The 20,061-nt window shown below is 66.9% G+C and carries 18 protein-coding genes and 1 pseudogene; 8 read left to right on the top strand and 11 right to left on the bottom strand.

Annotation, left to right across the window (positions count from 1 at the left end; translation table 11 throughout):
* Nucleotides 1-1,182, top strand: a complete 1,182-nt coding sequence (locus ASE64_RS04840) for a hypothetical protein (protein ID WP_146077631.1) — start codon at nt 1-3, stop codon at nt 1,180-1,182.
* On the opposite strand, the gene ASE64_RS04835 is transcribed toward ASE64_RS04840, so the two are convergent.
* Both ASE64_RS04835 and ASE64_RS04830 read right to left on the bottom strand, forming a co-directional pair.
* On the bottom strand, nt 1,183-2,604 hold the full coding sequence (locus ASE64_RS04835) for a cryptochrome/photolyase family protein (protein ID WP_055776582.1): 1,422 nt from the start codon (nt 2,602-2,604) through the stop codon (nt 1,183-1,185). It abuts the gene before it with no gap.
* Nucleotides 2,601-3,044 (bottom strand): MarR family winged helix-turn-helix transcriptional regulator, encoded by a 444-nt coding sequence (locus ASE64_RS04830; protein WP_082465894.1) that lies wholly within the window; start codon nt 3,042-3,044, stop codon nt 2,601-2,603. The genes ASE64_RS04835 and ASE64_RS04830 overlap by 4 nt, the downstream gene beginning before the upstream one ends.
* 354 nt (nt 3,045-3,398) lie before the next feature.
* Between ASE64_RS04830 and glsA the strand changes: the two genes are divergently transcribed.
* From glsA to ASE64_RS04815, 3 genes are all read left to right on the top strand, one after another.
* Nucleotides 3,399-4,328, top strand: coding sequence for a glutaminase A (glsA, locus tag ASE64_RS04825; protein ID WP_055776576.1), 930 nt, complete (start codon nt 3,399-3,401; stop codon nt 4,326-4,328).
* A 134-nt stretch (nt 4,329-4,462) separates the two neighbouring features.
* On the top strand, nt 4,463-5,992 hold the full coding sequence (locus tag ASE64_RS04820) for a hypothetical protein (RefSeq protein WP_156351644.1): 1,530 nt from the start codon (nt 4,463-4,465) through the stop codon (nt 5,990-5,992).
* 14 nt (nt 5,993-6,006) lie between these two features.
* Nucleotides 6,007-6,474, top strand: a complete 468-nt coding sequence (locus ASE64_RS04815) for a hypothetical protein (protein WP_156351643.1) — start codon at nt 6,007-6,009, stop codon at nt 6,472-6,474.
* 11 nt (nt 6,475-6,485) lie between these two features.
* Here ASE64_RS04815 and ASE64_RS04810 read toward each other — a convergent pair whose 3' ends face one another.
* The 5 genes from ASE64_RS04810 to upp form a co-directional block, all read right to left on the bottom strand.
* Nucleotides 6,486-7,052 (bottom strand): SRPBCC family protein, encoded by a 567-nt coding sequence (locus tag ASE64_RS04810; RefSeq protein WP_055776568.1) that lies wholly within the window; start codon nt 7,050-7,052, stop codon nt 6,486-6,488.
* Nucleotides 7,049-8,155, bottom strand: a complete 1,107-nt coding sequence (locus ASE64_RS04805; RefSeq protein ID WP_055776565.1) for a carboxylate-amine ligase — start codon at nt 8,153-8,155, stop codon at nt 7,049-7,051. Before ASE64_RS04805 ends, ASE64_RS04810 begins: the two co-directional genes overlap by 4 nt.
* A 78-nt stretch (nt 8,156-8,233) precedes the next feature.
* A complete protein-coding gene (locus ASE64_RS04800) occupies nt 8,234-9,592 on the bottom strand; it encodes an amidase (protein ID WP_200920097.1) in 1,359 nt (452 codons plus the stop codon).
* A gap of 69 nt (nt 9,593-9,661) precedes the next feature.
* Complete coding sequence (locus ASE64_RS04795) at nt 9,662-10,369, bottom strand: winged helix-turn-helix domain-containing protein (RefSeq protein WP_055776559.1); 708 nt, start codon at nt 10,367-10,369, stop codon at nt 9,662-9,664.
* 402 nt (nt 10,370-10,771) lie between these two features.
* Nucleotides 10,772-11,404 (bottom strand): uracil phosphoribosyltransferase, encoded by a 633-nt coding sequence (gene upp, locus ASE64_RS04790; protein WP_055776556.1) that lies wholly within the window; start codon nt 11,402-11,404, stop codon nt 10,772-10,774.
* Nucleotides 11,405-11,494: 90 nt separating this feature from the next.
* Here upp and tadA point away from each other — a divergent pair, with 90 nt between their 5' ends.
* Entirely contained in the window at nt 11,495-11,926 is a 432-nt protein-coding gene (tadA, locus tag ASE64_RS04785) for a tRNA adenosine(34) deaminase TadA (RefSeq protein WP_082465949.1), read from the top strand.
* Nucleotides 11,927-11,933: 7 nt separating this feature from the next.
* Here tadA and ASE64_RS04780 read toward each other — a convergent pair whose 3' ends face one another.
* Nucleotides 11,934-12,923 (bottom strand): LacI family DNA-binding transcriptional regulator, encoded by a 990-nt coding sequence (locus ASE64_RS04780; RefSeq protein ID WP_055776550.1) that lies wholly within the window; start codon nt 12,921-12,923, stop codon nt 11,934-11,936.
* A 139-nt stretch (nt 12,924-13,062) separates the two neighbouring features.
* Here ASE64_RS04780 and ASE64_RS04775 point away from each other — a divergent pair, with 139 nt between their 5' ends.
* The 3 genes from ASE64_RS04775 (at nt 13,063) to ASE64_RS04765 (ending at nt 18,645) form a co-directional block, all read left to right on the top strand.
* Complete coding sequence (locus tag ASE64_RS04775) at nt 13,063-14,592, top strand: hypothetical protein (RefSeq protein ID WP_055776548.1); 1,530 nt, start codon at nt 13,063-13,065, stop codon at nt 14,590-14,592.
* 55 nt (nt 14,593-14,647) lie between these two features.
* A complete protein-coding gene (locus tag ASE64_RS04770; protein ID WP_055776545.1) occupies nt 14,648-17,680 on the top strand; it encodes an alpha-mannosidase in 3,033 nt (1,010 codons plus the stop codon).
* An 80-nt stretch (nt 17,681-17,760) separates the two neighbouring features.
* A complete protein-coding gene (locus tag ASE64_RS04765) occupies nt 17,761-18,645 on the top strand; it encodes a DUF2268 domain-containing protein (RefSeq protein ID WP_055776542.1) in 885 nt (294 codons plus the stop codon).
* A 7-nt stretch (nt 18,646-18,652) separates the two neighbouring features.
* Here ASE64_RS04765 and ASE64_RS04760 read toward each other — a convergent pair whose 3' ends face one another.
* The 3 genes and pseudogenes from ASE64_RS04760 to ASE64_RS04755 form a co-directional block, all read right to left on the bottom strand.
* Complete coding sequence (locus ASE64_RS04760) at nt 18,653-19,189, bottom strand: TipAS antibiotic-recognition domain-containing protein (protein WP_200920095.1); 537 nt, start codon at nt 19,187-19,189, stop codon at nt 18,653-18,655.
* Nucleotides 19,190-19,284: 95 nt separating this feature from the next.
* A pseudogene (locus tag ASE64_RS17920) lies at nt 19,285-19,455 on the bottom strand (MerR family DNA-binding transcriptional regulator); the annotation flags it as partial.
* A 42-nt stretch (nt 19,456-19,497) separates the two neighbouring features.
* Nucleotides 19,498-20,031: a DUF7010 family protein gene (locus ASE64_RS04755; protein WP_055776539.1), complete on the bottom strand. Its 534-nt coding sequence runs from the start codon at nt 20,029-20,031 to the stop codon at nt 19,498-19,500.
* Nucleotides 20,032-20,061: the final 30 nt, after the last annotated feature.

Here is a 20,061-nt window from a genome sequence, read left to right as displayed (position 1 = left end):
GTGAGTCTTCCCCCGTATCCGACCGGCCCCGAGCGGGGCGGCGCAGAAGGTCGACCGCCGGTTCCCCCCATGCCACAGCAGCACGCCCCGCAACCGTCCTATCCGCCGCAGCCCACCCAGCAGTTTCCGTCACATGCGCCGCAGCCCAACGCATCCGGGTCGCCGAAGCCGGCGCGCACGCGCGGAATCACCTGGTGGCAGGGACTGATGGTCGGGGTCGCCGCACTGCTGGCGATCGCACTCCCCGTCTCGGGCGGCGTCTACTACATGGCAAACGCCCGGCTCATCGCCGACCGCCAGTCGGTGGCCGACTACACCCCGAGTGACAACATCGCGTCGCTGGTCGAGCGTGCTGATCTGAACGATGTCGGCACCTTCATCTTCTACACGAGTCATCCCGAGCTGAATACGGCCAACGAGTTCAACACGGCCTGCGGAATCCGCCCGGAGCAGTTCCTTCTCGGCTGTTACACGGGCGAGACGATCCATCTCTACGACGTCACCGAAGAGCGCCTCGACGGACTGCGCGAGGTCACCGCGGCGCACGAGATGCTGCACGCGGCGTTCGACCGCCTCGACACGGCGTCGCAGGATCACCTGGGCGACCTTCTCGAGAAGGCCTACGAGGAGCACGGCGACGACCCTGAGCTCGCCGAGCGCATGGATGCCTACGCCGTGTCGCAGCCGGGCACCCGCATCACCGAGCTCCATTCGATCATCGGCACCGAGTTCGCCGATCTCGACCCGGAGCTCGAGACCTATTACAAGCGCTACTTCAACGACCGCAGCGTCGTCGTCGACCTGCACGCCTCGTACATGAAGGTGTTCAGCGACCTCGAGCAGCAGACGACCGACCTGTCGAACCAGATTCTGGCGCTGGCAGACGAGATCGAGTCGGACACCGCGACGTTCAATGCCGATCAGACGCAGCTGAACACCGACATCGATGCCTTCATCGCCAAGAACCAGGCGTATGGCTACTCGGGCGACCCGGCCGGATTCGACGCCGACAAGGCGGCGCTCATCGCCCGCGACTCCGAGCTCGAGACGCGCAGGACGGCCATCAACGACAAGACCACGCGACTCGGAGACCTTCAGCAGCAGCTCCGAGACCTCGACGCCGATGCGCAGGCGCTGAACCGCAGCATCGACTCGACGATCGTGCCGGGCGAGGGAATCTAGCTAGTCGCCCGAGGCGCCCGGCTCGCCCAACGCGCGATCCTTCGAGATCGAGGCGTAGGCATCCAGCGCGGCCTTGCGCGACTCTTTGAGGTCGACGAGCGGCGGCGGGTAGGTCTCGTCGTCGATGTCGGGCACGAAGCGCCGGATGTACTCGCGGTGCGGGTCGAATTTGGAAGCCTGCAATTCGGGATTGAACACGCGGAAGTACGGTGCCGCGTCGACCCCTGAGCCCGCCACCCACTGCCAGTTCACCGCGTTGGCCGCGGGGTCTGCGTCGACCAGGGTGTCCCAGAACCACCTCTCGCCCTCGCGCCAGTCGATGCGCAGGTTCTTCACGAGGAACGAGGCCACCACCATGCGCACCCGGTTGTGCATGATGCCGGTCTGCCACAGGTCGCGCATGCCCGCGTCGACGAGCGGTATGCCCGTGCGACCCATCTGCCACGCCTCCATCACGACGTCGGTCGGCTCGGCCCACGGGAAGTCGTCGAAGGCGGGCCGCATATTGGCGTGCGTGATCTGCGGCCAGTGGAACAGCAGGTGGTACGAGAACTCGCGCCACACGAGTTGGCGCAGAAACGCGCTCGCCCCCTCGGCGGCTCGGGCGCCCTCCGAGGTGCGCCTGTCGAGCGAGGCGACGAACGAGCGGGTCTCGTGCCACACCTGGAACGGGCTGATCTCGCCCCAGCGCAGATACGGCGAGAGACCGGATGTCGCGTCCTGCGCCGGCAGGTCCTGCTCGGCCACGTACGACGACAGTTCGTCGGCCAGAAATGCGCGCAGCCTCTCGAGTGCGGTCTTCTCTCCCGGAGTCCACGCCTCGCGCAGTCCGCCCGCCCAGTCGGGCGTGGTGGGCAGCAGCGCCCAGTCGCCCAGATCGTCACCGGTCACGCCGGTGAAGGCCGACACGTCGTCGTCGACGGGCAGCGGATGCCGTGGCTCGGGTTGGGCGAGGCACGACCGGTAGAACGGGGTGAAGACGCGATAGGGGGCGCCCTGCCCGGTGAGCACGGTCCAGGGTTCGAACATCAGCGCAGCCTGAGAGCTTCGCGCCTCGATGCCCGCAGCCCGGAGCGACGACTTGATGCCGGCATCCACCGTGCGTTCGGCCTCGCCGTAACGACGGTTCCAGAAGACGGCGGCGGCACCCGTCTCGCCGACGACGGCGTCGATCACGTCGGCGGCGGCGCCACGTCGAAGCGTCAGTTCGAGGCCGAGGTCGCGCAGCGACGAGGCGAGGGTCTCGAGGCTGTGGTGCAGCCACCAGCGGGCCGCGCCGCCCAGCGGCCTGAGCCCTGGGCTGGCGTCATCCAGAATGTAGAGGCACACGATGGGCTCGCCGCGTTGGGCGGCCTCGTGCAGGGCGGGGTTGTCTGCAACCCTCAGATCGTCGCGAAACCAAACGACGCTGGGCGCGCTCATTTGGCGGTGACGCTTGCGTAGAGCTTGCCGGTGAGGCGGGCCAACTCCGTGAGCTCCTCGGGCGAGAGTGCGGCATTCATACGACTGGTGATCGATCGGCCGTGGATGCGGGCGGCGTCGCGGAACAGGGCGAAGCCGGCGTCGGTGAGAGCGACAAGGGTTCCCCGTCCGTCGTTCGGATCGGTGAGCTTGGTCACGAGACCGCGGGCCGAGAGCCGGTCGACGAGGCGGGAGATGCTGGGTTGGGTGAGCAGCACGTTCTCGTTCAGTTCGCGGATGCGCAGGGTGCGGTTCTCGCTGCGGGTGAGGGTGAAGAGAACGTCGTATTCGTTCAGAGAGATGACGTCAGAGGGGAACTCCGAAGCGATCTGCCGCATCACGGCGACCTGGGTGCGGAAAAGGGATTCCCACGCGTCGACGGGGGAGGCTGGCTTGGTCATGGAGATCCTCTCGTGGCTCCACATTAGGGCGGCCACCGGGTAATCCCCGAAACAGGCGAGGCGGGTTGACATCCCCGCGGGAGCGACGCGTTCGCAGACAGACAGAAAGCCCGTCGTAGAGGCTAACGACGGGCTTTCTTCCCTTGCACCAAGAGTGTCCTGCAATCACATTCCGCGTTACCTGCCACAGCAAACAACTAACGCTCTAGAACCATATAACGGTTGAGTAACGGAGCGCTAGTTACCAAAACGTTATTTTACTGGGAGTTGGCTGTGAGCCCCTGTTCGGGGGTGACTGCTCTGCGCGGGCGAAGTCGTCTGCGTTTTCATCGCGCGCCCGCCAGACTGGTGCACATGACGTCCACGGCCGACATCCTCGCTTACGACCTCGACCGACTCCGCAGACGAGTGCTTCCGGATACCGCCGGCGAAGTAGACGACAGCATTCCGCAGTTGGCCGACGCGGATCCCGACCTCTGCGGCATCGCTCTCGTCACGGTAAACGGCGAGGTCAGGGCGAGCGTCGATGCCGACGTGCCGTTCAGCATCCAGTCGGCGGTGAAGCCGTTTCTCTTCGCGCTCGCTCTGCACGACACCGACCGTGCGGCCCTCGGGCGTATCGGGATCGAGCCCACGGGTGAGGCCTTCGATGCGATCAAGCTCGAGACCGGCACCGGGCGTCCGCCGAATCCGATGGTGAACGCGGGCGCGATCGTCACCAGTTCACTGGTCGAGGGCGATGGAGTAGACGGACGCATCGCTCGAATCATCGCGGGCCTGTCGGCGTTCGCCGGACGGACTCTCGACATCGATGACGACGTGGCCCGCAGCGAGCACCTCCTCGGCGACCGTAACCACGCCCTGGCGCACCTCATGCGCTCCGAAGGCACCCTCAATGTGGAGGCCGATGACGCCATCGCCGTCTACGCGAGTGCGTGCGCCGTGCTGGTCGACGCGGAGGCGCTGGCCACGATGGGTGCGACGCTGGCCGCGGGAGGAGTGAATCCCCGCTCGGGCGAGCGCGTCGTCTCGCGCGACGTGGCGCGCGACGTCATCTCCGTGATGGCGACCTGTGGCGTGTACGACGGCTCTGGCCGGTGGATGCGGGAGGTCGGGGTGCCCGCCAAGTCGAGCGTCTCGGGAGCCATCGTGCTCTCCGTTCCCGGGGTTCTCGGAGCAGCGGTCGTGAGCCCACCCCTCGATGAGCGCGGTACCAGTGTGCGGGGCCACCGCGCCAGCGATGCACTGAGCGCGGACCTCGGCCTGCACGTCTTCGACGTGTGACGGGCAGGCTTCGGAGCTGCGCTCTCGGTCGGTGAGGGCTATGGGTAGTTCTGCCCATGGCTGTCTGGACCCCGTGCCCCTACTGTGGATCGAACCGGTGGTCAGTGCACGCCGCGCAAAAGGGGGAGTCGTTCATGGCCGGATTCGTAGGCGCCGATGTGGCCGAACTCCGCGCGTTCGCGAAACTCGTCGACACCGCCAGCCGCCAGCTCGACGATACGGCGATCGGCCTGACGGCGACGTTGACCGGCACGCCATGGCTCGGTCCAGACGGCTCGGAGTTCACGTCTCGGTGGAACTCGCAGCATAAGCCGGTGCTCACCCGGGCCAGCGGAAGTCTGCAGGGTCTCGTCGCCATCCTCGTGAAGAACGCCGACGATCAGCAGGCCACGAGCTCTGATGCGGGAGGAGGGGCCGGCGGTGCGCACGGATCCGGCGGAGAGAGAGCTGGCGGACACTCGGGAGAGCTGGGTGGCAAGTCGGTCGACGACCTCAGCGACATGTCAGCCGACAAGTTGCGCGATCTGGCTGAGAAGTACAGCAAGGATCCCGATGCCGCTCACGCGTGGTGGGAATCGCTGACGCCTGCCGAGCAGGCCCGGCTCATCAAGGATGCGCCCGAGCTCGTCGGAGGCCTCGATGGAGTGCCGGCGCTCGACCGCGTCGATGCGAATGCGAACATCGCGGGTGACCAGATCGATGCGAACGATGCCCGCATCAAGGAGATCGAGCGGGAGTTGGCCGACCCGTCGAGCATTGCTCTCAGCTCTATCTCGGCGGCCAACGACACCCAGGCCCTGCTCAACGAGCTGAAGGCGCTGCAGAGCGAGAACAAGTACCTGCAAGAGGCCGTCGACGGCGATGTCCAGCTCTACACCTACGACAAGGACGCCGACCGAATCGTCGAGATGATCGGCAACCCCGAGACGGCCACCCAGCAGCTGACCTGGATACCGGGAACGGCCACCACGATGGAGTCGTTCTACGGCCATGGCGTGCAGGGGCTCTCGGAGGTCTTGGCTGGACGCGTGCCCGACACTGTCGCCTTCGTCATGAAAGATGGAACCTACCCGCAGTGGGATCTCGCTCGTCCACCGTCGGACACCTCGCTCGCCGGTGATCTCGGCGCGACCCAGGCGCAGTTCCAATCCGGGCTCGAAGCATCCGGATTCGCATCGATGCCGAACACGGCCGTCGGTCACTCGGCAGGGCTCGCCATCCTCACTGCTAGCGAGACGGCGGGTGCGCACTACACGAATGTGGTGTCGTTGTCGGGCATCGGAATGGCCGGGGGATGGGAACCAGACAAGGGCACCGGCTACTACGACTACACGTCGGGAGGCGACGCCATCCTGCCCGTTCGAGGAGTCAACGGACTCCTGCCATCGGATATCGACTTCGGTGGCTCGATTCTCGATCCGTCGGTCTCGATAACTTTCGAGAGGGCTGGCTTCCCGCTCACTCCGAGCGAAGAGAACGGCTTCTCCGTGCTCGACTCGGGTATCGATTACGCGATACCCCCACTCTTCGGCCTCTTCCCTGTGCCGAGCCTCGTCATGGAATCGGTGGATCACCATAGTCTGATCGCCTCGTCGGATACGAGTGCGGAAGTCAGGAACGGTCTGATCAACTTGCTCACAGGCAAGAGGCCAACTGGATCGTGAAGTTGGGAATCAGAATGATGCTGGCGACCCTTGCGGTCGCCATGACAGTGACAGGATGTGGTGTGGTGAACAATGCGCAACCGACCGAATTGACGTTCGCCGAGGCGAAGGCGGGAGCGTTGTCGCTCGTGGATGAGATGGAGCAGATGCTGCCGTCTGAGGCGATCATCGCTTCAAGTGATAACGGAGTGCGCGTCGCGTGCGGTAACGACGCGGCTCAGTTCGATGGCATCAGAACCGTTTCTGTCGGAGCGGAGTTCGATCGTGCCGTATGGCTCGACGACGCTGCGGCCGAATTTGAGAAGAGGCGTGGCTGGACTGTGCAGAAGAATGTCAGAGCGGATGACTCGTCAAATGCGACATCGGCCCTCGCGGTCATATCCGCCGACGGCTACTACCTGCGGTTGGACGAATTTGCCACAACGTCTGCGGGCGGGCCCGTGATGGTCCTGTCCGCATCGAGCCCATGTGTGAGGGTTTGATTCCTCGGTCTTCAGTCGTACTGGGGCGGGCGATCTCCGCGTGCCTCGATCGCCTCGACGATCACCGAGAGCACCCGGCGCATGTACGGCGCCCAGAACAGCCCCACGATGGCGCGAACGATCGGCGCCCGGCCTGGCAGCGGAAAGAAGCGGTACTGCCAGCGGATGTTCGTGGTCGCCGATTCGGAGCGCGGGCTCGAGCCGCCCGGGCCACCTGAGGCGTCGGAGCCGCCGGAGCCTGCGGGCGTGAACGTCCACTCCGCGCGACCGCCGCTCACGAGGCGTCCGAGGATGCCGGTGAACTGGCTCAGATCGTAGGCGAAGAACGCCCCCGCCTCGCTGTGCGTGATCGTTTCGATGACGGTGCTGTCATCGGAGAGGCGAAGTGTTCGCGTGGAACCCACGATGTCCCAGGTCTCGGGCTGCCCGACGACACCGACCACGGCGGGCAGGGGCCCAAAGCGCGGGTAGAACTCGGTGGGAGGCGTCTGCGTCGCGACGCCCCAGCTGCGATGGGCCACGGCACCCGCGACGAGGTCAGTGGTGAAGCCGATAGCGCGGCGCGGTCGTGTCGTCATGGGTGTGCTCCGATCGATTGGGTCTCCGACACCACAAGCCTCACGACGTCGTCGAGCGCTTGTGTGCGGGCGAATGTCGCGCGCTGCCGGTCTGATGAATTGCCTCGCGCCAGGGTGTCCTGCGTCAGCGTCTGCACGTCGTCGTAGTCTCCCAGCTCCTCGAGGGCCGGGCGCACCAGGGCGATCAACTCGCTCACGGCATCCGCCGCGGGGATCGGTTGGGGGCGCGGGCCCGCGCTGAGCAGCTCTGCCGACAGCCCCGTGCGGGATGCCTGCCAGAGGGCGGCTCGCTGCACGGGGGCGCGGCGGGCGCGGAAGGGGAGACCCTTCTCGAGATCGATCTCCGCCGCTCTTACGATGCCCCGGAACAGGCCCGCGATGAGCACAGCATCGTCGACCCGGGGGATCGCATCACAGACGCGCAGTTCGAGCGTCGGCACGTGAGCGGAGGGGCGCACATCGAAGTAGGCCATGCCGCTGTCGGCGATGACCCCGGTGTCGATCAGCTCGGCGATGAGTTCATCGTATTCGGCCGCCGACTCGAGCGGGCCCGTGTCTCCGGCGCTCGGCCAGCGTTGCCAGACCAGGCTCCTGACGCTCGCGTACCCCGTGTCGTGACCGTTCCAGAACGGCGAGCTCGCCGACAGGGCGAGAAGTACGGGAAGGTGCTCGGCCACACGTTGCGCGAGTCGCACGGCGAGGTCGCGGTCGGAGACGCCGACGTGCACCTGGAAGCCGCAGATCAACTGCTCGTCGACGAGAAGCCGGTACTTCTCCTGCATGGCGCCGAAGCGCTGCGACGGGGTGAGTTCGAAGTCGGAGATCTCGGAGCGCGGCGCGGTACCGACCGCAGCGATTCCCACACCGAGCGGACCCGCGACATCCATCACGCCGCGGCGCAGCCGCACGAGTTCGTCGCGCAGTTCGCTCAGCGTTCGCACCACGCGGCTGTTGGTCTCCACGGTGGTGCGCTGCAGCTCGGCGGCGTAGCTCTCGCTCGGCAGCGTCGTCAACAGCTGCGGGGCCGAAGCCGAGAGGCGCGACGAGTCGAGATCGATGAGGTGAAGCTCTTCTTCTGCGCCTAGCGTCAGTTCCGCGCCCATGGGCACAACCTACTGGCGGTGACCGCGCAAAGCGAGAGCATGTCCCGGGCGGCGCGACCTGCTAGGAGAGCCGACGCCTCAGTCCGCGTAGATCAGCGGCAGTCGATCTGACCACGGGGCGGCCTGCTCCAGCTGCGCGGCGACGGCGAGGAGAAGGTCTTCGCGACCGGGTGCCGCCACGAGTTGCACGCCGATGGGAAGTCCTTCGCGACTCTGCGCGAGCGGGATGCTGATGGCCGGGTTGCCGCTGATGTTGAACGCAGACACGAACGGGCTGACCTCGAGCAGCCGCTGCAACCACTGGCGCACCGTGCAGTCGGGGTCGTCGTAGTCGAGCGCGCCGATCGCAAGAGGCAGCACCGCCATCGTCGGGGTGAGGAGGAGATCGTGGTGCGAGAAGAAGTCGGCTACGGCGCGGGTGACCCTGTTCTGGGCGGCGAGAGCGCGCTCGACGTCGACGACGCCCGCAGACGCCGTCTCTCTGAGAACCCGACGAGACACGGCCTCGAGCAGTGCCTCGTCGGGCTGGTGCGGCAGGCTCAGGATGGCTGCGCCCGACGAGTAGACGGCGAGCATCTCCGCCTCGAGCAGGTCCGACGTGGCGAGGGTGGGGCCGCCCTCGTCGAGCTCGTGCCCGATCCACTCGAGCAGCTCTCCGCACATCACGGTCGCCCGCGTGATCTGCGGGTCGGTGAAGGAGCCGGGTGCAGTTGCAGTCGTCACGCCGATGCGCAGCCGTCCCGGGTCGGTCGTCGGTGCGTCGACGAAGCGCGACAGCGGGGTCGGCATGGAGTACTTCTCGCCGGGGGCATGGGGCGACACGCAGTCGAGGAGCAGCGCGCTGTCGCGCACGGTGCGGCTGACGGCGAACTCGACGGTCAGCCCGAAACCGGCCTCGCCGACGAGGGGGCCGCTCGGCGTTCGACCCCGGCTCGGTTTCAGCCCCACCAGTCCGCACGAGGAGGCGGGAATTCTGATGGAGCCGCCCGCGTCGTTCGCGTGTGCGAGGGGAACGGCGCCGGCGGCGACCAGCGCGGCCGCTCCTCCGCTCGACCCGCCGACGCCGCGGTCGAGGTTCCACGGATTGCGGGTGGCGCCATAGCGCTTCGACTCCGTGGCGAAGCTCAGGCCGTACTCCGGTGCAGTCGTCTGAGCGAGGGTCACCAGACCCGCCTCTCGGAACCTGACCATGATCGTCGAGTCGACAGGCGACCTCGCTGCGGTGATGCTGCGGCTGCCGAGCGAGAACGGCACGCCGGATGCGACGGGTCCCGAATCCTTGATGGCGAACGGCACGCCGGCGAGGGCGGCAGACGGATCCGCGTGCAGAGCCGGCTCGAACGCGGGCGCGGCGAGGGCGTTCAGCTCCGAGTCCACCACAGCGATGCACTCTCGGGCGACGGCCTCGACCTCGGAGGCGGTGACCTGGCCGGTCACAAGCAGCTCCCGCAGGGCGGTGGCGTCGAGCGCCGAGTATTCGGAGGTCTTCAGAACGGCGCTCGCGGCTTAGAAGAGGTCGGGCGACGGCGTCGACGTGTGCTGCACAGACACGTCGGCGTGGCGATCGAAGCGGTAGCCCGCGCCGCGGACCGTGCGCACGATGTCTTCGTAGTCGCCCAGCTTGGCGCGGAGGCGCCGCACGTGCACGTCGATGGTGCGCTCGTTCGGAATGTCGCTGTCGTCGGCCGACCAGAGCGAGGCGATCAGTTCGGCGCGGTCGATGGTCTTGCCCTCGCGAAGCACGAGGTACTGCAGCAGCTCGAACTCCTTGTACGTGAGGTTCGCTGCGGTGTTGTCGAGCAGCACGCGCTTGCGGGACAGGTCGATCACGACGCCGTCACGGGCGCGGTCTTCGTCTTCGGGGGTGTGGCGGTGCTTCGCGAGCGCCGCAGGATCCTGCAGCGCGAGGCGCACGACGTCGACGTCGCGTCCGCCGGCGCCGCGAGGGGCCAGGGCGACGGCAGCATAGGTCTCGGAGGAGGGGGACAGCTGGGCTGCGAGAGCCCGCAGCTGGGCGACGATCTCCGAGAGATCGGTGCCGTCGGCTGCGGCCTTGTCTTCGTCGATTCCGACGTAGAGCACGAAGCCGCGAGCCTCGGTGCCGGTGGGCACGGCGCGCAGATGAGCCGACGTCGACTCGGGAGCGAACTGCTCCGAGCGGGTAATCGGGGTGACGGAGGCGGCGGGGCGGGTGTCGAGGTGTGCAAGAGACATGAGAGAAGTCCTTCGATGATGTGCCCTCAGGGCTCCGGCCGGATTCGGCGACGAAGCGGATGCCCCAGGGCGGGTTGTGCGAATGGTGCGGCGCAAAGGCCGGAGACCGCAGACGGTTCTAGAGAGTCAGAACCAGGCGGGGGGAACGGAGGTCTCGTTCACGAAAGAGAGAAGCAGACCTCAGAACCGAGCGAACCTGATTGTCAGGCGCAGTGTCTGGATTAGGCACACATTCGGCAACACATGACAGCGCTGCTGGGCATCATCATGCCAGCAGTCCCCAGTGCCTCAAAGGAGGTAAGGGCGAGCGCGTTGTCAGTCATGAACGAAAGCTAAGCGGAATGTGACTCCGCGTGTCAAGTTATTTCTTGCTCGCGAGGTCGATCGTGACCTCGCGAGGGGTCAGACGAGGCCGTAGAGGCGGTCGCCGGCGTCTCCGAGGCCCGGAACGATGTAGCCCTTCTCGTTGAGTCGCTCGTCGAGCGCTCCGAGAACGAGGTGCACCTCGCGACCCTCCACCGCCTTCTCGAGCGCCGCGACGCCCTCGGGTGCCCCGAGCAGGCAGATGGCGGTCACGTCGACGGCTCCGCGCTCGAAGAGGAACTCGATGGCTGCGCTCAGCGATCCGCCGGTGGCGAGCATCGGGTCGAGCACGAAGCACTGGCGGTCGCTGAGGTCGTCGGGCAGGCGCTCCGCGTAGGTCGTGGGCTCGAACGTCTCTTCGTCGCGCACCATGCCGAGAAAGCCGACCTCGGCGCTCGGAACGAGCTTCATCATGCCTTCGAGCATGCCGAGGCCCGCGCGAAGAATGGGAACGATCAGGGGGCGAGGCTCCGAGATGGCCAGACCCTGGGTCTCGGCGACCGGCGTCTGGATGGTGACGACCTCGGTGCGCACCTCGCGGGTGGCCTCGTAGGCGAGCAGAGTCACGAGCTCTTCGGTGAGCGCCCGGAACGTCGGTGACGGCGTCGACTTCTCTCGCAGCACGGTGAGCTTGTGCGTGATGAGCGGGTGGTCGGCAACGTGTACTCGCATAGGCTCAATCTACTGGAGCGGAAGGGGACCGACGGAATGTCCGATCGATCGCACCCCGCGCATCCATGGCCTGCCGCCTACGGCGAGCGGATGCGCGAGCTTCTCGCAGACGCCCGGCTCGCCGAGGCGTCGGGCGATGTGCCCGTGGCGGCCATGGTTCTGGATGCCTCGGGCCGGGTCATCGGACGCGGCCGTAACGAGCGCGAACTGCTTCACGACCCCACCGCCCACGCCGAGGTGCTGGCGCTGCGCGAGGCCGCAGCGGCGACGGGGGACTGGCGTCTCGAGGGCTGCACGCTGATCGTCACCCTCGAACCGTGCGTCATGTGCGCCGGGGCGATCCTCGGCGCTCGCGTTCCCACCGTGGTGTTCGGCGCGTGGGACGAGAAGGCGGGCGCGGTCGGGTCGGTCTACGACGTTCTGCGCGATGTGCGGCTGAATCACCGCGTCGAGGTGTGGGCCGGCGTCGAGGCCGACGCCTGCTCGTCAGCGCTGACCGCGTTCTTCCGCAGTCGGTTCTGACACGTCGTCAGGCGGGCGGCGCCAGAGTCGTGCCGGGCTCGATGCGGCAGTCGAGCAGCACCTGGTGACCATGCTGGCCTGGTTCCGACAGCATCGACACGGCAAGGCGGCCCATCTCTCGCCTCGGCAATTCGAAGCCGGCGTATTCCTCGGGTGAGTCGGGGGAGCCCGACAGTGTCACGAGCGAGAAGGCAGACGGCACAGACAGGCCCTGCCGGGCGAGAGCGGCGACCAGCTGCTGAACCTGCTCGTGCTGCTCGACGAACACCACTGTCGATCCCGACGCGCGGATGGCGCTGAGCCACTCCTCGGGCTCGCCTGTCGGAGCGAGATGGGTGCCGTCGGGCCCCGCCTTCGCGTCGAACCCCTTCGCGCGGTCGACGTACGACTCGACACCGGCCCCGTAGCCCAGATAGAAGAAACGTCGGTGGCCGAGCGACCGGGCCTGCTCGACCAACGCTCCGACCGCCTGCTCGTAGTTGGCCGCGACGTAGGGGATCGGCCCGCCCGCGTCATCGCGACGACCGATCGATACGAAGGGAAAGCCGCTGCCAGACAGGAAGCGCAGCTCTTCGGGAGGCATGTGCTGGCCGAGCAGGATGCAGCAGTCGGCGAGCCGTAGCCTCGTCGCCCCCGCGCTCAGGCCGAGGTTGCGCCCGGCGGCGCGCCCGCTGGTGAGCAGCAGCAGATCGTGGTCGAGGCGCTGCGCCTCCTCTTCGATTCCGGCGAGGAACGGGTAGAAGAAGTCCTCGCGATCGTGGGGGAACAACGCCTCGTAGGTGTAGACGCCGATCATGCGATTGCCCATCTGCTTGAGCCGTCGCGCGATCGGGTCGGCGACGTAGCCCGTCTCTTGGATGATGCGCAGCACTCTGGCTCTGGTGGCCTCGGGGACGCGCGTCAGATTCTCGTCGCGTTCGTTCAAAACGAAGGAGACGACCGTCTGGCTCACCCCGGCGAGCTTGGCGATGTCCTTCTGAGTGATGCGTGGATTCATTGCGGGCTCTTCCGTGAACCGTTGGGATCCCTATCGGATTCCAGTGCTAATAGGTATTACTTCTTGACGATCGTAGTCGGGTGGCGCATGCTCCGTATAGATACCCCCGCCATAGAAGCCGCACTGTAAGGATTCCACCATGTCAAAGAAGACAGAGAGTCAGAACGACGAGCCGATCAGCTCGGAGAACCGGTCCGACGAGAAGGGCACGGGGCGACGCCTGTTCCTCACCGGCGCTGCAATAGCTGCGGCGGGAGTCGTCACGGCGGTCGGCCCGGCGCGGATCGCCGCAGCGGCGGGAATGACGGCGTCGTCGGCGAGCGGCGCCGCATCCGGTGTTGTCGCTGCGCCGCCGGGCCCGAAGCCGCCGAAGCAACTGACCGTGAACGAGAAGCCCATCTCGCCGCTCGACCCCGAGTTCCACTACGACCGCACGCCGGGCGCCGACAACACCGCCGCCGTTCAGGCGGCCATCTCGAAGGCGATGACCGCCCCCGGTGGCGAAGTCTCTCTGCCGGCCGGCGAGATCTATGTCACGGCACTCGCGGTCGACTACCGCAATTCGCCGACCCAACCGGTGAACGGACTGCCCTACGGCTATGCGGGGCCCAAGATCACGGGAGCAGGCATGCGGCAGACCAAGATCATTCAGATCGCAGGCTCGACAGCCGACATCTTCACGGTCTGCGGGCAAGTCGACTCGAATGCGGGGCCCGCCAACAACAACAAGGCCACCGGCGTGACGATCGCCGACTTGGAACTGACAGGAACACCGGGAGGCGGAAACGGCCTCTACCTGCGCTCGCTCGTGAACTGCGAGTTCCGCAACATCTGGATGCAGAAGACGGGCAAGTCGGGCATCTTCAGAGAACGTGCGACCTTCGTGGGTGGGGTGAACGACGAGTACTCCTACGCGAACTCGTTCAACAAGATCAAGATCGTGTCTCCCGGCGGATGGGGCGTGCAGGACTCCGGCATCGCCTCGATCGGGGGCTCCATGACGAACGTCGAGGCGATCAGCCCTGGACTGGGCGGCTTCTTGCTCGCACCCACGAACATGACGCTGCTCGACTGCCAGGCGATCGGCGGCACAGTGGGCCTCCGATCGGTTCGCAACCAGACCCTGCGTTCGGTCAACTCGGGGCTCACCCTCCTGAACTTCCGCTCCGAGGGATCGCGCGAGGGCTACGAGATTCTGGTCGAGGCCGGTATCAGCCACATGATCGTGAACCCCAACTTCTTTCCGACCTCGGGCGCGCACTGCCTGGGGGTCGGTCTCGGAGACGAGAATTCGGACAACTACGTGCGCAACCTCACCGTGGTCGGCGGGTACTTCGGAGTCATCAGCAAGTTCGGCGACCAGAAGGCCATGGTGCTGGGCCCCAATTCACGGAACACCCGGTTCGTCAACCCGACCATCGAACTCGGCGGCGGGGAGGCTGCTCGAACCGAGGAATCCCTCATCTCCGACGGCGGATATCGCACATCGTTCGATCTGCCCGGATACACGTCGATGACCCCTCAGGGTTACACCACTCAGAACCGCTTCGCGGATTCCATTCCGACCCCCGCGGCCGACCAGGTCAACGAGGGCTGGGAGAAGAACGGCTCGACCTGGCAGAAGGTCGCGGTGTTCCCCGACGGGCGCCGCGTCGTCATCGCCTCGTAGCCGAGCACCGGCGGCAGACGCCACAGAACCCCACACGAGAAAGCACACACCCGACATGCACTTCAGCACCACCCAGATCCAGCAGCGCGTCGAGCGTTTCCGACAGGAGCGGATCCTGCCGGCCCTGCACCTCAGCACGACTCCGCTCTCCATCAGCATGTGGGAGGTGCCCGACGAACCGGTGCCGTTCGCCGAGATGCGCGCCCACCTCGACGAGTTCGAGGCGTTCGACGTGGGGCGTCTCTGGGGTCGACCCTGGGGAACGGTCTGGTTCCGCGTCACGGGAGAGGTGCCCGCCTCCTGGGCCGACGTGTCCGACGGTTCTGCCGAGCTGGTCGTCGACCTCGGATACACGGGGGCGCAATCGGGCTTCGAGGCGGAGGGGACCGTCTACACGCTCGACGGGCGCATCGTGAAGGCTGTCGAGCCGTTCAACAAGTCCGTTCCGCTTGCCACGGGCACCACGACCGTCGACCTCCTGATCGAGGCGGCGTCGAACCCGAACGTCACCGGCGACTGGTCGTTCGCGCCGACTCCGTACGGCGACAAGGCCACGGCGGGCCGCGACGCCATCTACCGCCTCGCCAGGCTCGAGCTCGGACTTCTCGACCAGACGGTCTGGGAGCTGGAGCAGGATCTGCGCACCCTCGTGGGGCTCGCGGCCCAACTGCCCGAGACATCCCAGCGCCAGGCCGAGATCATGGTGGCCCTCGACCGGGCGATCGACGCGCTCGACCCCGAGGACGTGCGCGGAACCGCTCACGTTGCCCGCGACATCCTGGCGGTCGCCCTGGCGAAGCCCGCGTCGGCGAGCGCGCATCACCTGCACGCCGTGGGCCACGCTCACATCGACTCCGCCTGGCTGTGGCCGACCCGCGAGACCGTGCGCAAGGTGGCGCGGACCTTCTCGAACGTCTGCGACCTCATCGACGAGAACCCCGACTTCGTGTTCGCGGCGTCTTCGGCGCAACAGTACGCGTGGCTGAAGGAGTTCTATCCCGAACTGTTCGAACGCGTGCGCGAGCGGGTCGCTTCGGGCAACTTCGTGCCCGTCGGGGGCATGTGGGTCGAGTCCGACACGAACCTGCCCGGCGGCGAGGCGCTCGCCCGGCAGTTCGTCGAGGGCAAGGCCTTCTTCCTCGAGGAGTTCGGCGTCGACACCGAAGAGGTGTGGCTGCCCGACTCGTTCGGCTATTCGGCCGCTCTGCCGCAGATCGCCATAGCCGCGGGTGCGCGGTGGTTCCTGACCCAGAAGATCTCGTGGAACGAGACGAACGTCATGCCGCATCACACCTTCCACTGGGAGGGAATCGACGGCAGCCAGATCTTCACGCATTTTCCACCCGTCGACCTCTACAACTCCGACCTGTCGGGTGAAGACCTCGCCAGGGCCGAGCGGCAGTACGCCGAGAAGGGTCGCGGCACCACATCGCTGGTGCCGTTCGGCTACGGTGACGGCGGCGGAGGCCCCACCCGCGAGATGATCGCCGCGGCCAAGCGAGCCGAGAGCCTCGAGGGCTCGCCCACCGTCGAGCTCTCGAGCCCACGTCGTTTCTTCGAGGCCGCCGAGGCCGAATACCCGCAGCCGCCGGTGTGGAGCGGCGAGCTCTACCTCGAATTCCACCGCGGCACCTACACCTCGCAGGCGCGCACCAAGCGGGGCAACCGCCGCAGCGAGCATCTGCTGCGCGAGGCCGAGCTGTGGGCGACCGCGGCCAACGTGCGCGCCGGGGCCGAGTATCCGGTCGAGGCCCTGCAGCAGGCCTGGCACACCGTTCTGCTGCAGCAGTTCCACGATGTGCTGCCGGGGACGTCGATCGCGTGGGTGCACCAGGAGGCCGAGCGGAACTACGCGCAGATCGCCGAGGTGCTAGAGCAGATCATCCGCTCGTCTGTCGAGGCGCTGGCGGGTGAGGGCGACCATGAGCTGACCCTGAACGCCTCGCCGTTCGCCGTCGACGGGATCCCGGCGCTCGCCGGGGGCGTTCTCGCGCCTCCGTCGGGGTCGACGGTGACTCGCCCCGAGGGCGACGGCTGGGTGCTCGAGAACGGCGTCGTGCGGGTCGAGGTGAACGCCAACGGGTTGATCACGTCGCTGCGCGATCTGCGCATCGACCGAGAGCTCGTGCCCGCGGGCTCCGTCGCGAACCTGCTGCAGCTTCATCGTGACACCCCGAACAAGTGGGACGCGTGGGACATCGACGACCACTACCGGCGCAACACTGTCGAGCTCACCGAGGTCGAGTCGATCGAGGCGGGAGAGGGGTCTCTCCGGATTGCACGATCCTTCGGCTCGTCCACGATCGTGCAGACTCTGGTTCTGGCTCCCGGATCCTCGACCGTCGACATCGAGAACGTCATCGATTGGCACGAGCGACAGAAGCTGCTGAAGCTGGCCTTTCCGCTCGACCTGCACACGGACCGGGCAGCCTCGGAGATCCAGTTCGGCCACGTCTACCGGCCCACTCACGCGAATACCTCCTGGGATGTCGCACGCTTCGAGACCTCGGCCCATCGCTGGGTGCACGTGGGCGAGCGAGACTACGGTGTCGTGATCGCCAACGACTCCACCTACGGCCACGACATCGGTCGTACGCGCCCCAGCGGCGACACGGGACGACGGGCATCGGCGACCACCATCCGGCTCTCGCTGCTGCGCGCGCCCACGTTCCCCGATCCGGCTGCAGACCAGGGCACCCACACCCTGAACGTCTCCGTGGGTCTCGGCGCAGACATCCGGGCAGCGGTCGAGGCCGGATACCGCAGGAACCTGCCGCTGCGCACGTTCTCGGGCGTCAGCGGGGCTCCCCTCGAGCCGCTCGTCGTCGTCGCCGACCAGGCCGTGGTGGTCGAGGCCGTCAAGCTGGCTCGCGACGGCAGCGGAGACGTGATCGTGCGGCTGTACGAGTCCACGGGGTCACGAGCACGGACGAGTGTGACCGCGGGGTTCGACGTGGCGGGTATCTCAGAGACCGATCTCCTGGAGCGCGTGCTGCCCACCGATGCTCTCGTCGAGACCGAGGGTGCAACGGCTCACATCGAACTGCGACCCTTCCAACTGCTCACTCTGCGCTTCGCGCGGGCGTGAGTGTCGGCCGCGCGGCTCCCTTGGGCTGCGCGGCCGGCACCGCTTGACCCTGACGTGACGTCAGGCTTTAGCGTGGCCGCATGACGATCACCGTTCTCGACACCTCAGCTGGCATGCGGGCCGTTCTCTCAGCCGACCCATCTCAGCGCCCAGAGGCGCTGCGTCGGATGCTCGCCCCGACGAAGGGCATGTTCCGCTACTTCTCCGACGAGGTCGACCTCGCGGCGATGCACGCCATGAGTCTGGGTTTCCCTATCGACCGGCACCTGGAGGAGTCGAGTCGTGCCCTGGCTCGCCTCGACGAGGCTGATGCCTGGACCCGAATCGAGACGTCTTTGGCCGAGGCGGTACGAGTGCAGACCGCGGCGCTTCCCGCCATCGTCGTGCCGGACATCACGGTTCTGCTCGTGCTCGGCGACCCGGGCGACGATTACTTCATGGGCCCCGCACGCGGCTTCACCGGAAACGGCAGCATGACGGGATTCATCGCCCTCACCGTGTGGCCGACAGACGAGAACCTGGGCAGGCTGGAGGCTGCGGCCGCTCACGAGCTGCAGCACAATCTTCGGTACGCACCCGGAGGCGTGGTCTGGAATCCGGCATCCGTCATGGTGGGGGAGCAGATCGTCTCGGAGGGCCTGGCAGACGCGTTCGCCCGGGAATTGTTCGGCGACATCGGCTACACGCCTATGGGTGCGGCGCATCTGCACGACGACGACGTCTTCGACAAGGTGGTCTCGGGCTTGCGGGTAGACGGCATGCAGAACTTCACGGCCTGGGTGCACGGAGACGAGGCGGCTCGCCGGTTCGGCGCAGAGCCGATGGGCGTTCCGACCGGAGCGGGCTACGCGGTCGGGAATCGCTTGGTCGACGCCTTCTTGCAGAGCACGGGCATGTCGGCGTCGCAGGCCCTTCACGTCGACAGTCACGAGGTCATCGACGTGGCCCTTCGAGCGTTGCGCTAGGCCGGGCTCAGATCCACTGTGCCGAGCTCGGGTCGACCCCCTTGGCCGTCGCGTTCGCATCGATGATGCGTGTGAGCCACTCGGCGAGCCCGGGCTCGATGTCGTCGTAGAAGGCGGTGAATCCGGCTTCCGTCACGTAGCGGCGCGCGATGAGGACGTGCATCGAGTGCGTGCAGTGGAAGTGCTCGCTCTGAGCGGCGCGATGACGCTCGGCGAGGGCGTTCGCCTCCGCCGTTCCCGGCTCGACGTGTGAGCGCATCGCGCCAGCCAGGTCGGCGTGCAACGCGTCTGTCGCCGACGCCATCGACCGCCACTCGTCGGATGTCCTCTGGCTGCTGCGCTCGACGTACTCCGCCCACTGCGCGGATCCGTCCCACCGGTCCCGCGCCTGCTGCGTCCACGAGGGGTCCCAGGCCGGACCGAAGATCTCGGACTGCTCCTGCTCGGTGAGGGCGAGGCCCCCCTCGTGGGCGTCGAGCAATCTGTCGAGGTCTCCGGCGAGCCGTTGCAGGTCGGTGATCTTGTCGCCCAGTTTGCGACGCACCTCGGCCAATTCGTGTCGTCTCGACTGCCAATCGTGTCGAGCAGCGCGGGGATGGCCGCCAACTCGATGCCGAGCTCTCGGAACAGCATCACCCTGCGCAGGTAGGCGATATCGGCGGGGCTGTAGGCCCGGTATCCACCGGCAGTGCGTCCGGACGGCGACGCAACGCCGAGTGCATCCCAGTGGTGCAGCGTGCGCACACTCACGCCGAGCCGTCGGGCGACAGCGCCCACGAGTTCGGGTCCATCCGGGTCGTGCGCGCGCATGCGACCAGCCTTGCAGACGCCGATCGTCGACGGGTTCTTTTCTCAGCGTGCGTTTCGTGCGCGGAACAGCACGGCTCCGAAAACGGCGAGCACGGCGGCACCCAGCCATCCGGTGATCGAGCCGAGACCGGGCGCGACAAACAGCACGACCGTGCCGAGAACGATCAGCACTCCGGCCAGCACCCCGAACACCCTCAGCCCGTACAGCGAGATGAACACGAGATAGTGAGCGCCCACGATGATGAGCGATGCCGCGAAGAAGAGAGCCGGTTCGTACGCACCCAGCACGATCGCGACGAGCAGGCCGAACGGAACCGTGAATGCGGACTGCATGGCGAGGGCGACCGATGGGTGGCCCTTCGGCAAGGTCGCCGGCCCTCCCATGAGCTTCAGCACGAGTGTGGTCAGCGGAAAGATGAGCATGCCGCCGACGAAGAGCACGACCATGGCCGCGCTCGGAGAGACCCAGATGAAGACCGCGTTCGCCAAGGCCCAGATGACGGCCGAGATGAGGGGACCGGGAAAGCCCGCGCGATAGACGCGTCGAACATCGGCCTGAGCTCGAGACACGTTCATGAGTTCCTTGGCCTAACGAGCGATTGTGGG

Origin of the sequence: Agreia sp. Leaf210 (assembly GCF_001421485.1) — a bacterium.
In the GTDB taxonomy this organism is placed as follows: domain Bacteria; phylum Actinomycetota; class Actinomycetes; order Actinomycetales; family Microbacteriaceae; genus Agreia.
The sequence above is the reverse complement of the archived record's forward strand: the minus strand, read 5'-3'. Positions and strand labels throughout refer to the sequence as shown.